Origin of the sequence: Brachybacterium tyrofermentans, assembly GCF_039526165.1 — a bacterium.
GTDB classification, from domain to species: domain Bacteria; phylum Actinomycetota; class Actinomycetes; order Actinomycetales; family Dermabacteraceae; genus Brachybacterium; species Brachybacterium tyrofermentans.
Genome location: NZ_BAAAIR010000038.1, coordinates 65,000 through 77,849 on the forward strand (window position 1 = coordinate 65,000; position 12,850 = coordinate 77,849).

The 12,850-nt window shown below is 72.0% G+C and carries 7 protein-coding genes; 4 read left to right on the plus strand and 3 right to left on the minus strand.

Features of this window, described 5'->3' with window-relative positions:
- Window positions 1–99: 99 nt before the first annotated feature.
- The gene (locus tag ABD093_RS09930; protein WP_343924172.1) at window positions 100–3,507 is read right to left on the minus strand and encodes an efflux RND transporter permease subunit; all 3,408 of its coding nucleotides are present in this window, start codon (window positions 3,505–3,507) and stop codon (window positions 100–102) included.
- 297 nt (window positions 3,508–3,804) lie between these two features.
- Here ABD093_RS09930 and ABD093_RS09935 point away from each other — a divergent pair, with 297 nt between their 5' ends.
- The 4 genes from ABD093_RS09935 (at window position 3,805) to ABD093_RS09950 (ending at window position 8,239) form a co-directional block, all read left to right on the plus strand.
- The gene (locus tag ABD093_RS09935) at window positions 3,805–5,166 is read left to right on the plus strand and encodes an MATE family efflux transporter (protein ID WP_377802354.1); all 1,362 of its coding nucleotides are present in this window, start codon (window positions 3,805–3,807) and stop codon (window positions 5,164–5,166) included.
- A gap of 153 nt (window positions 5,167–5,319) precedes the next feature.
- Window positions 5,320–6,369, plus strand: coding sequence for an ABC transporter substrate-binding protein (locus tag ABD093_RS09940; RefSeq protein WP_114359046.1), 1,050 nt, complete (start codon window positions 5,320–5,322; stop codon window positions 6,367–6,369).
- Window positions 6,366–7,421, plus strand: coding sequence for a FecCD family ABC transporter permease (locus ABD093_RS09945; RefSeq protein ID WP_241964062.1), 1,056 nt, complete (start codon window positions 6,366–6,368; stop codon window positions 7,419–7,421). Before ABD093_RS09940 ends, ABD093_RS09945 begins: the two co-directional genes overlap by 4 nt.
- A complete protein-coding gene (locus ABD093_RS09950) occupies window positions 7,418–8,239 on the plus strand; it encodes a heme ABC transporter ATP-binding protein (RefSeq protein WP_114359048.1) in 822 nt (273 codons plus the stop codon). Before ABD093_RS09945 ends, ABD093_RS09950 begins: the two co-directional genes overlap by 4 nt.
- A 76-nt stretch (window positions 8,240–8,315) precedes the next feature.
- Here the strand turns inward: ABD093_RS09950 and ABD093_RS09955 are convergent, their stop codons facing one another.
- Entirely contained in the window at window positions 8,316–11,138 is a 2,823-nt protein-coding gene (locus ABD093_RS09955) for a hypothetical protein (RefSeq protein ID WP_343924174.1), read from the minus strand.
- A gap of 706 nt (window positions 11,139–11,844) precedes the next feature.
- Window positions 11,845–12,696: a PHP domain-containing protein gene (locus ABD093_RS09960; protein ID WP_096163584.1), complete on the minus strand. Its 852-nt coding sequence runs from the start codon at window positions 12,694–12,696 to the stop codon at window positions 11,845–11,847.
- Window positions 12,697–12,850 lie beyond the last annotated feature (154 nt).

Consider the following 12,850-nt stretch of genomic DNA (forward strand, 5'->3'; position numbering starts at 1 on the left):
GGGGCGTGCAGCGCGCCATGGCGTCTGTCCCCGACGCGGACGGCCACGCCCTCGGGTGAGGACGTGGTCGTCAAGACGTGCAGGCGGGGACGGGGAGGGTCAGCCCCGACCGAACCGTCGGCGGATGATGCCGACGATGCCTCCGCGCTCCTTGAGGGATCCGCCGCGGCCACGCCCTGCCTGCTCACCCGCACCGGGGGCCGGCCGCGAGGTGGTCGACGGCGACGACGCCGACGACGAGCGGGTCAGCGACGTGCCGGCCGGGGTCGCAGCGCGACGGCTCTGCTCCTCCGCAGCTCGCTGCTGGCGCTCCTGCTCGGCGCGGCTCGCCTCACGCTTCTGCGCGGCGGCCTTCTCCCGGGCGTCGCGCAGCTCGGCATCACGGGCCTCGTGGCGCAGCCGGCGCCGCTCCCCCGGACCCTCGGCGATGCGGTAGAGCACCGGCACGATGAGCAGGGTCAGCAGCGTCGAGGAGATCAGGCCACCGATGACCACGACGGCCAGCGGCTGGGCGATGAACCCGCCGTTGCCGGTGATGCCCAGGGCCATCGGGAGCAGCGCGAAGATCGTCGCGGCGGCGGTCATGAGGATCGGCCGCAGACGCTTGGCGGCGCCCGCATGGATGGCCTCGTCCAGGCCCATCCCGTGGCGTCGGTACTGGTTGACCAGGTCGATCAGCACGATCGCGTTGGTGACCACGATGCCCACCAGCATGAGCAGACCGATCATCGAGGGCAGGCCCAGCGGCACGCCCGTGATGATCAGCAGGCCCAGCGCGCCGGTCGCCGCGAACGGGATCGACACCAGCAGGATCAGCGGCTGGACGAGGGACTTGAAGATCCACACCAGCAGCACGTACACCAGCAGGATCGCGGCGAGCATCGCGATGCCGAGCTGGCCGAAGGTCTCGTCGATGTCCGCGGCGGTGCCGCCCACGGTCGCCTCGACGCCCTCGGGCAGGTCCGCGTCCTCGATCGCGGCGTTCGCGGCCTCGGTCGCGGGGCCCAGGTCGTCGCCGTCCGGCGCGATGGAGACGGTGACCGTCTCCAGGCCGTCCTGGGTAGCGATCGAGGGGCGCGAGGCCACCTCGTCAATGGAGGCGACGTCGGTCAGCGGGATGCCGCCGGCGAGCTCGATGCCCTTGAGCTGGTCGAAGGTATCGATGCCCTCGCCCTTCTCGACGTAGATGTCGAGCTCGGAGTCACCCAGGGTGACCGTGCCGATCGCGCCGGGGTACATCTGCCCGGCGACCATGCCGATCACGGCCTCCTCGGTGAGCCCGAGCGCGGCCGCCTTCTCGCGGTCGACGGTGACGACCGCGGTGGGCTGATCGGCCTGCAGGTCGCTGGTGACCTCGGTGGCGCCGTCCGGCACCGGGTCGAGCTCCGCGAGGATCGCGTCGTTCGCCGCCTGGCGGTCCTCGGCGGTGGGGCCGGTGATGAGGATGTCGATCGAGCTGGAGCCCGTCGGCGAGGCGACGTCGGCCGCCTCGATGGTGCCGGCGTCCGGGATCTCCTCGAGCGCGGCGACCATGTCGTCCTGGAGGGCGGTCTGGTCGACGTCGGGGTCGGTGGTGATCGAGAAGCTGACCTCGTTCGAGGCTCCGCCTCCGCCCATGCCGAACTGGCCGCCGCCGATGGTGGTCTGCACGGTCTCGACGCCCTCGAGATCCATGAGGGCCTTCTCGCTCTCCTCCGCCTTGTCGGCGGACTGCTGGAGGCTGGTGCCGGCCGGCAGCGATTGGGTGAGCGAGGCGATGTTCTGCCCGGTGTCGCCGAGGAAGTTGACGTTCACCAGCGGGTACAGGAAGGCGGTGCCCACCAGGACGAGGATCGCGGCGCCGACGGTGATCAGGCGGCGCGGCAGCGAATCGGTGACCAGGTGCAGCAGCGGCGCGTAGAGGCGGTGCAGCCAGGAGCGCTCCTCCGTCGCCTCGGCCTCCGCACGGATCCGGGCGACCTGCTCGGCGTCGTCGGGGTCCACGACCCCCTGGCTCTTCGGGGCGCGCAGGAACCAGTAGGCGAGCACGGGCACGATCGTCAGCGCGACCAGCAGCGAGCTGAGCATCGCGATGCCGACGGTCAGGGCGAACGGTCGGAACAGCTCGCCGGCCATGCCGGAGACGATCGCGATCGGCAGGAACACCACCACGGTCGCGAGGGTCGAGGCGGTGATCGCTCCGGCCACCTCGCCGACGGCGTCGAGGATGGCGCGCATGCGGGTCTTGCCGTAGGCGAGGTGGCGCATGATGTTCTCGATCACCACGATCGAGTCGTCGACCACGCGGCCGATGGAGATCGTCAGCGCCGCGAGGGTCAGCATGTTCAGCGTGTACCCGGTGACCAGCATGCCGATGAAGGCGATCAGCAGCGAGGTCGGGATCGAGATCGCGGTGACGACCGTGGGCCGCACGCGGCGCAGGAACAGCAGGATCACGCCGACGGCGAAGACCAGGCCCAGCAGGCCCTCCTCGGCGAGCGCGAGGATCGACTCCTGGATGAAGGGCGCCTGGTCGAAGACGATCGCGCTCTCGGCGTTCCCGCCGACGCCGGGGAGGGTGTCCGCCAGGACGTCGTCGACGCCGTCGGAGATGTCCACGACGTTGCCGTCGGCGGTGGCGGTCACCATGACCACGAGCGATTCGCGGCCGTCGGTGCGGGAGATCGAGGTGGGGTCCTCGGTGGTGCGCTCGACGGTCGCGACGTCGGAGAGGGCGACCGGGGAGGGCTGCTGGCCCGCCTGCTGCCCGTCGGCCGCATCACCCTCCTGGGGCATCAGCATGATGCCCTCGAGGCTCTCGAGGCTGTCGATGGACTGGCCGAGCACGACGTCCATGGTGCGGTCGCCGTCGGTCACGGAGCCGCCGGGCAGGGAGAGCCCGTTGGCGTCCAGCGCGGTGGAGATGTCGTCCTCGGTCAGGCCGTTCTCGGCGAGCTTCGCCTCGTCCGGGGTGATCTGCACGATCTCCTCGGGGGCGCCGATCACGGCGACGGACGAGACGCCGTCCACGCGCTCGAGGTCGGGCGTGACCACGGAGTCCAGGCGGGCGCCGAGCTCGGAGGGCTCCAGGTCGGAGGAGACCGAGAGCACGACGGCCGGGAGGTCGCTCGTGCCGCCGGCCATGACGTCGGGGTCCGCGTCCTCGGGGAGGTCGTCGGAGATGCCGCTGAGGGCCGCTTCGATCTGGTTCGAGGAGCGTGCCGTGTCGGTGCCGTAGGTGAGCTCGACCGTGACGATGGAGACGCCGGCCTGCGAGGTCGAGGAGGTGCTCTCGACGTTCTCGAGCCCGCTGACGGCCTGCTCGACGGGACGGCTGATCCGCTCCTGGACCTGCTCCGAGGAGGAACCGGGCGAGCTGGTCATCACCTGCACCTGCGGCAGCGAGACCGAGGGGATGAGCTCCTGGCGCATCGTCGTCATCGCGAAGGCGCCGATGATCGACACGGCGATGCACACCAGGGCGATGAAGGACCTGTTGTTCAGGCTCAGACGGGCAAGGCGGTTCATCCTGCTCCTCGGGAGATGCTGCGGGCGGGGTCGACACGGCGACATCCCGCGTCCGAGGGCACGGCACCGAGCCCTCCGACGCACTGTTCCATACGAGCCCGTATCGAGATATACGACCTCCGTAGGAGATTCGTCCCCCGGCCTGGGAAATACCCGACAGCCAGGTGCTCTCTGGCGGGGAGCCCACCGGCGGACGGCTCGTTGCACGCTGTGCGCAGTGGCGCCCGCCACCACGGACGAGCCCGGCACGAGGCTCCCGGTCGACACGTGTGCGCCGACGGGGCCGACAATGGGTCCGTGCCCGTCTCCGCCTCCGCTCCACCGCCCGTCTCCCCCGCTGCCGCGCGCCGGGCAGTGGACCGCGACATCCTCAGCCTGGCGGTCCCGAGCCTCGGCGCCCTGATCGCCGAACCGCTCTTCCTCATGGCGGACTCCGCCTTCATCGCCCGCGTGAGCACCGTCTCGCTGGCCGGGCTGGGCCTGGCCTCCGCGATCCTCACCACCGTCATCGGGCTGTCGGTGTTCCTCGCCTATTCCACGACGGCCTCGGTCGCTCGGGCGTTCGGGGCGGGCCGGCGCCGCGAGGCGATCGCCCGCGGGGTCGACGCCTGCTGGCTGGCGCTGATGATCGGCGCGGGCGCCGTGCTGGTGCTGCTGCTGGGCGGGGCCTGGATCCTGTCCCTGTTCGGCCCGTCGGCCGAGGTCCTCTCCGAAGCCGTCACCTACCTGCGGCTCAGCGCGCTGGGCGTGCCGGCCATGCTCACCGTGCAGTCCGCGACCGGGCTGCTGCGCGGCCTGCAGAACGCACGGCTGCCGCTCGTGGTCGCGGTCTCCGGCGCGGTGGTGAACATCCCGTTGAACTGGCTGCTGATCTTCGGACTGGACCTGGGGATCGCCGGCAGCGCGATCGGCACGGTCATCGCCCAGTGGGGCATGGCGATCGTGCTGCTCGTGCTGGTGGCGCGGGCGGCCCGCCACCACGATGTGCCGTTGCGCCCGCACCTGGGGCAGGTGGCCTCCGCGGGCCGCGAGTCGGTGCCGATGTTCGTGCGCACGATCTCCCTGCGGGTGGTGCTGCTGGCCGGCACGCTCGTGGCCACCCGGCTCGGGGACGTGCAGCTGGGCGCGCATCAGATCGCGCTGACCGTCTTCACCCTGCTCTCCCTCGCGCTGGACGCCCTCGCGATCGCCGGGCAGGCGCTCACCGGGCGGTTCCTGGGTGCGGCCGACGCCGTCGCCGTGCGCGCCGTGACCCGTCGGCTGATGCTGTGGGGCGTGGGCGGCGGCGTGGTCACCGGCGTCCTGCTGCTCGCCGCCAGCTACGTGATCCCGGGCCTGTTCACCCCGGACGTCGCCGTGCAGGAGAACCTGCGTGCGGCGCTGTGGGTGCTCATGGTCGCCCAGCCGGTGGCCGGATACGTGTTCGTGCTGGACGGGGTGCTGATGGGCGCCGGCGACGCCCCGTACCTCGCCAGGGTGGGCGTGCTCAATGCCGCGGTCACCCTGCCTTTCGCGGCGCTCGTGTACGTCTCCGGCTGGCAGGGGCCGTGGGCGCTGGCCGCACTGTGGGTGGCGTGCACGCTGATCTTCCTCATCGCCCGCGCGGTGACCCTGGGGCTGCGCGTGCGCGGTGACGCCTGGATGCGCCTGGGAGGGTGACGTGCGCCATGCTCGACGGTGGTGCGCGACTCTCATCACGGTGACACGTTTACAGTGAGGCCAGCCTTGCCTAACCTCCAAGGTCTCCCCTGCATCAGCCTTCGCGTGCCGTCGCCTCATCGGTCTCCGGCATGCCCGAGCACAAGGACCCCCGTGCACCTCTCCCGTCGTCGCCTCGTCACCACCGTCCCGGCCCTGGCCGCCCTCGCCTCCCTCGCGGCATGCAGCTCCTCCGCGAGCGAGCAGAGCTCCGGCGCCTCCGATGCGGGCGGCGGCGCGGCCGCGCCGGGCGCTCCCGCGGACCTGCCCGACGGCTGGACCTGGGTGGAGGGCACCGACGTCCCCACCGCCGACGCCTCCCCGTCGCTCCCGGTCACCGTGACCGACGGAACCGGCACCGAGGTCACCATCGAGGATCTCTCCCGCACCATCGTCGGCGGCGAGGACGTGGCCGACATGATGGCCGCCCTGGGCCTCGCCGACCTGATCTACGCCGCCCCCACCAACTCCGTGGCCCAGGCCGCTCTGGACGCTCCCGAGCAGTACGAGTTCTCCCAGCAGACCGGCACCGAGGGCCTGCTCTCGGTGGACGGCACCTGCTTCATCGGCAACAACGTCAAGCGTCACGGGGACGTCGCCGAACAGTTCCGCTCGGCGGGGCTCTCCGCCGCAGTGGTCGACGACCAGCAGGCGGTGGTGGACAAGATCCGCAGCATCGGCGAGCTCATCGGGGACCCCGAGGCCGGCGAGGAGCTGGCCGCCGCGGTCGAGGCGCAGCTGGCCGAGGCCTCCGACTCCGCCGGTGACGGCGCCAAGGCGCTGCGGGTGCTGGTGGTGACCTCCTCCGGTGCGGGCGGCGCGAACGCCGTGGTGGGAACCGGCACCGCCGCCGCGGACATCCTCGAGGCCGTGGGCGCCGTGAACTGCGGGGTCGAGGCAGGGCTGCGCGGCTACTCCGTCGAGTTCAGCGACGAGGGCCTGCTGGACCTCGCCCCGGACGTCATCATCACCGGCACCGGCGACCTCGAGGAGTGGGGCGGCTTCGAGGGGTTCCTGGAGGCCTTCCCGACCCTCGCGCAGACCCCGGCCGGCCAGGCGAACAGCTTCGTGCTCATGCCCAGCGAGCAGATCAAGGTCTCCGGCTCCGCGGTCGGCGCGGGCGCCGTGGCGCTCGCGGCCGCACTGGCGGACCTCGCGGCGTGAAGCGAGCGCTCACCGAGCGCACACGCCGCGTCCCGCTGGGCGCGGCGCTGCCGGTGGTGGCCGTCGTGCTGGCGATCGCGATCGTGGTGGCCATCGGCTCCGGACCGATCGAGCTGACCCCGCGCACCGTGCTCGCGGTCGCCGGTCACGAGATCCTCGGCCTCGGCCCCGGCGCCGGGCCGCTCGAGACGACCGTGGTGATGGACCTGCGGATGCCGCGGGTCCTGTTCGGCGCGCTCACCGGCGCCGCCCTCGCCGTCTCCGGTGCGGCCCTGCAGAGCCTGTTCCGGAACCCGCTGGCCGATCCCGGCATCATCGGCGTGAGCGCCGGCGCCTCGACCGGTGCCGTGGGAGCGATCGTGATGCTGCCCCCGATCACCGGTGCCCTGGTGGCGTGGGTGGTGCCGGCCTCCGCCTTCGTCGGCGGCCTGCTCGCCACCGCCCTGATCTACGCGCTCGCCCGCCCGTCGGCGGGGACCGGCACCGCGCGCCTGCTGCTGGTCGGCATCGCCGTCGGCGCCGCGTTCAGCGCCGCGACCGGGTTCTTCACCTTCGCGGCCGACGACGACGAGCTCGAGTCCGTCGTGTTCTGGCAGATGGGCTCGCTGGGCTCGATCAGCTGGCTGCGCCTGGCGATCGTGACCCTCCCGGTTCTGCTCGGGCTGGGACTGCTGATGAGCCTCGCACGGCGGCTGGACCTGCTGACCCTCGGCGAGCGCCAGGCCAAGCACCTGGGACTGGACGTCAACTCCACCCGGCGCCTGGTCATCGTGATCACCGCGCTGCTCACCGGCGCGACCGTCGCCTTCACCGGCACGATCGGGTTCATCGGCCTCGTGGTCCCGCACATCGTGCGCCTGCTGTGCGGGCCGGGCCATCGCGCCCTGCTGCCCGTCTCCGCAGTGCTCGGGGCGCTGCTGATCGTCGTGGCCGACACCCTCTCGCGGGTGGTCGCTCCCCCGGCGGAGGTGCCCATCGGCCTCTTCACGGCGCTCATGGGCGCGCCGTTCTTCCTCGCCCTGGTGATGCGGTCCCGGGCGGTGCAGCTGTGAGCGCGCGTCAGCACGGCCCCGCGCCCCAGGACGGTCCGCCGTCGGATCCCCGGCCCTCGCCCACCCCCTGCCTCGAGGCGCACGGCGCAGGGTTCACGATCGACGGCGCCCGACTGCTCGAGGACGTCTCCTTCACCGCCTCCCCCGGAGAACTGGTGGCGATGGTCGGTCCGAACGGGGCCGGGAAGTCCACCATGCTGGCGCTGCTGGCCGGGGACCTCGTGCCCACCACGGGAGAGGTCACCCTGGCCGGCATCGCACCGCATCGGTGGACGGCGAAGGCCCTGGCCCGCGAGCGCTCGGTGATGACCCAGCAGCACGGCCAGGCCTTCTCCTTCACCGTGCGCGAACTGGTGGAGATGGGCCGCGCTCCGCACGACGCCTCCGACGAGGACGACGAGATCGTCGCCGCGGCCCTGGTCGATGCGGAGATCGCGGACCTCGCCGAGCGCGACGTGACCACGCTGTCCGGCGGCGAGCTGGCCCGCACGGTCTTCGCCCGCACCCTCACCCAGAGCGCCGCCATCGTGCTGCTCGACGAGCCGACGGCGCCGCTGGACCTGCGGCACCAGGAGCTGCTCATGCAGCGGGCCCGCGAGCTGGCCGACGAGGGGCGCTGCGTGCTGGTGGTGCTGCACGACCTGTCGCTCGCGGCCCGCTTCTGCGACCGGGTGGCGATGTTCTCGGCAGGACGGCTCGCCGCGCTCGGCGCGCCCGAGTCGGTGCTGACCCCGGAGCGGATCGAGGACGTCTACCGGCAGAAGGTCGCCGTCCTCGCGCACCCGGTCACCGGCCGCCCGCTCGTCGTGCCGGTCTGAGCAGACCCGCTCGGCAGCCCCGCCGGGTCCGAGCGACCCGGCGGGGACATGGCCGCTCGGGCCCGGTCAGGCCGGGTCACCACCAGCCGTCGTCGAACTCCACGGCCACTGTGCCGTCCTCGCCGACGGTCACGGTGCCCGAGACCGAGAACGAGGATTCGTCGGTCTCGTCGGTGGGCTCGTCGTCGGACCCCCAGCCCTCCTTCTGGTAGGAGTACGTGGCCGCGCCGGCGGACGAGGACGAGCCGAAGTACCAGCCCTCGTCGCTCTCCTCGACCTCCACCGTGGGATAGGAGTCGATCGTCCAGGAGCCGCTGTCCTCCACGACGCCGTAGGCGTAGGCGCGGAAGGGGCAGCCGTCGGGGCTCTCCTCGGTGCTCGTCGCGCACTCGTCGAGCAGCGCGTCGACCTGGGTCTGGACCTCCTCCATGCCGGACTCGGAGAGGCTGTAGCCCGGGGCGGCGTACAGCTCGTACCAGTCGTCCGGATCGGCCGAGACGTAGGCGACGCTCTCGACGGCGGCGACGAGCTCGGAGGACTCCGGCAGCGTCACCGTGTACTGCCCGGGCAGCACGGCCGCCGGTGCGTAGTAGCCCTCGGAGGTGTCGAGATCGGAGACCGCGACCTCCTGGCCGTTGACCAGGAGGGTGGCCGCCCCGTCCGGGATCACCAAGGCGAGCGTGGCGTACTCGGTCTCGGCCATGGTCCAGTCCGGGAACACCACCGCGGTGCGTCCGCTGCGGTCGACCCGGTAGGTGCGCGTGGTGGTCACGCCGTCCTGGGTGACCTTCGCGGTGACGGTCGCGCTCTTCGAGCCGCTCTCCTCGGAGCCGACGATCTCGAAGTCGCTGATGCGGTTCTCCGCAGCGCCCGCGATGTCGTTGGTGAGCAGCGCCTGCTGCGCGGTGGGCACGTTCGGCGCAGCGATCTCGAGCGCCTGCTCGGCGTCGCCCGCCTGGACGGCGCCGAGGTAGGCCTCCACGCGCTTCTCCGGGGAGAACACGGTGTTCGAGAGGACCACGAAGGTGACGATCAGGCCGATGACCAGCACGATCCCGGCGCCGACGACGACCGCCCCGGCGAGGACCAGCTTCCGAGTCCTCGGGGACAGCGACGCGGCGGCCGCGGTGATCTTCCCGGTGGAGTTCCCGGCGGCGCCGGGCTCGGCGGTCGAACCGTCGGCCCCTGCAGCGCCACCGGCACCACCGGCACCAGCGGCACCAGCAGCACCCGCAGCACCCGCAGCACCCGCAGCACCCGCGAAGGAAAGTGCCCCGGCGGTGGCTCCGATCGGCACCGTGGCATAGCGCCCGGCGGCAGCGGTTCCGTCGGCCGACGTCGGCACGGCCTCGTGCGCCTGAGCCTGCCCGGCATGCTGGGCGGAGACGGTTCCGGCCTCGACGACGCCGTCGGCGTTGATATCCGTCGGGATCCCCTGCGCCGAGGGCGCGAGAGAGAAACCGCCGTCGGGTGCGGCCCCTGCGAGAGGTGCGGAGTACGTGAGAGGCCCGGAGCCGGCCGGACCGGCTGCCGAAGAGGCGCCCGCCGCGCCGACGGCACCCGAGGTCACGCCCGCGGCGGCGGGAGCCAGCGGCCTGCGGAACCAGGACAGTGCCGCGGACGGCAGGAACGGGGTGAGGAACGGGGCGACGAAGCGGCTCAGCAGCTCGACGATCACGCCGGCCATCATCGCCAGGAGCGGCGTCCACGCGGCCAGGCCCACGGAGGCCCCGATCCGCATGTCGCCGAAGAAGAAGCCCCCACCGGAGAGCCGGGCCGCGACGGACGCCTGCGAGAGCACCAGCAGCACGAGACCGCCGAGGAAGTACGCGGCGGGCAGCGCGATCCACGAGACTCCGAGCGAGACGACGTGATGCGGGACGATCCGGCGCTGATGCTGCCAGAGCAGGGAGGCGAGCAGCAGCGCGAGGCCGCCGAGGAGCAGCCCGCCGAGCCAGGTGTACCAGGGCAGGGAGAACATCGTCGCCCGTTCCGTCCCGTTCATCCCGTCCATGAGGTAGCTCAACGCGCCCGCACCGTCGATGTTCGCGGTGGCCGCGGACAGCATGTCCAGACCCGTGACGAACGACAGGACATGGCCACCGATCAGCGGCAGCAGCAGGAGCACGTAGATCATCGGAGGCGTCTCGCCGTCGATCAGTGCCTGGATGGTGCTGACGATGGTCACCCCGCACAGGCCGAGCACGGTGACGATCAGGGCGTGGGAGACGGCGAGCTTGAAGGCGGCCGGGAGGTCCGCGACCAGCGGCCACCAGCTCCGGCGCGCGCGCACGGTGAGCCGACCGAGGGCGAGCGACAGGGTGATCAGGGCGAAGGCGCCGAAGAAGGTGTCGAATCCGGCTGCGTGCAGACTGATCGAGGCACCCGCCTCGGCCGGGACGCGCTCGGCGAGGATGAAGGCGGAGAGCGCGGTGAACAGCGCCACCCCGAAGCCGGTGAGGACCGACGTGGTCCAGATGCCGAGGAGACCGGCCCGCTGGCGCTTCTGCACGAAGCGCCCGCCGTAGAAGGCCAGCAGCACCATGACCAGGGTGATCCCGAACGGGAGGATGCGGAGACCCGCTCCGAAGCTCACGCCCTCGATGGTGCCGTCGACGTCGAAGGACCCGAAGGTCGCCATGGCGACGAGCTGGAAGGGCAGGCGCAGCAGGGAGGCGACGCCGCTCCCCGCCTCGGCCTGGTCCATGTCCACGGACTCCAGCGCCGAATCCACCGGGTTGCCCAGGCCGGTGACGACGATGGCGACCACCGACAGCACCACGGCGACGATTGCCATCAGGAACGCCCCGGCGTATGCGATGGCGCCCACGGCCAGGGACTGCAGCGGATTGACCAGGCCGACCTCGCCGAGCTTCCGGGTGATCTCCTCGGGCGTCATGCCGGGGGCTGGCGCGGCGGGGGCGGTGTGCTCGGCGGAGGTGGGGCCGGCGGCGCCCTGCGGGGCGGGCGACCCCGCCCAGGCCGACGAGCCGTAGGGCGCCGGCGAAGCCTGTTGCGGAGCCGACGATCCGTAGGGTGCCGGCGATCCATAAGGGGCGGGCGAGGCCTGTTGCGGAGCCGGAGACCCATAGGGTGCCGACGAGCCGTAGGGTGCGGGTGACCCATAGGGTACGGGCGATCCATAAGGGGCGGGTGACTCATACGGCGCCGACGCATTCTGCGGAGCCTGTTCCGGCGGAGTCGACGGTGGATACTGCGGCGACTGCCCTGCGCCTCCGTCGTGCTGCGGCGGATCCTGCGGACCCTGCTCCTCACCAGGCACAGTCATGTGCTTCCCCTCCGGGTCGTCGAATGTCTCGAATCGACGTGGTCCCCAGAGCTGGCCCGTCGGCAGCACCCGTCGCACTCTCGTACTCAGGTTTTATCCGGATGGCCCCCACGCCGCTCTCAGGTTATCGACAGACGACCAGAAGGCCAAGGGGTCACCGCCCGATGGGACGCGCTCCTCACCCTCGCTGTGGCAGCGCTGACGGCGGGACAGCTGGCAGGGCTGGCAGCGGGGGACGAACAGGTGCGGGAGCGGGCGGCGCGAACGGCGCGAACGCTGCGAACGGCGCGAAGCCTGAGGCGTGGGGCGGTGAGCCTCAGCGCGTCCAGAGGTCCCGAGGATCCGAGCCAGCCCGGAACCCGACGCTCTCGACCATGGCGACGGCCTCGGGGAAACCGTGGGCGAGGCTGTGCGGAGCATGCGAGTCGCTGCCGAAGCTGATCGCGCGCCCGCCCTCCTCGCTCCACCACTGCGGCATCCAGGGCCACAGTCGGCGCGTGTTCATCTCGAGCGCCCGTCCGCTCTCGGCGATCGCACGCATCGCCGCCCGGAACTCCTCCTCGACATCCCGGGGGTCGAGGGGGCCGCGGGCCTCCTCCGGCCAATACCGCAGGGCGTAGTCGAGGTGGGTCACGACCTCGAAAGGCTCGTCACCCGCCACCAGGGCCGGGATCTCGGCGAGGTAGCGGCGGACCACCTCGTCGGCCGGAAGTCGGCGGAACAGGGTGTTCGGCTCGGCCCGACGGCCCTCGAACTCGAGGGTGTGCAGAGAGCCGATGATCCGGTCGAAGCGCGAAAGGTCGAGCTGCCGGCGAGCAGCCCCGACGCGCAGGTGGGGCTGGCCGAACTCGAGGCCCGTACCGATGCGCAGCTGCGGGTAGGCCGCACGGCAGCGCTCGATGCTCTCGAAGTAGCCGTCCACGTCGAAGCGCGGGACAGTGACGATCCCGTCGTCCCCGAGCAGATGGGCCTCGTGTGCGCCGAAGTCCTCGGAATCGCTGAACCAGGCGTCCTCGAGGTCGAGGTGCTCGGTGAAGAACAGGGCAGGCAGGCCGATGCGCACGGCGCGAGCGCAGGTGGCGTCCATGGTGCCGCGAGCATCGGAGTCGGGGCCGCCCGTGTCCCAGGAGAACTCGCTGTGCACGTGGCTGTCGGCGGGGAGGTTCATGGGTCCAGCCTGCCATGACGCGGTGCTCGTGGACACGGTGCTCGTGGAGACGGTGCTGGTGGACACGGTGCTGGTGCCCAAGAACCGGGGCAGCTCGCCGCGCCCTCTCTGCCTCGCCACAGGCCGGGCCGGGCCAGGCCGGGCCAGGCCAGGC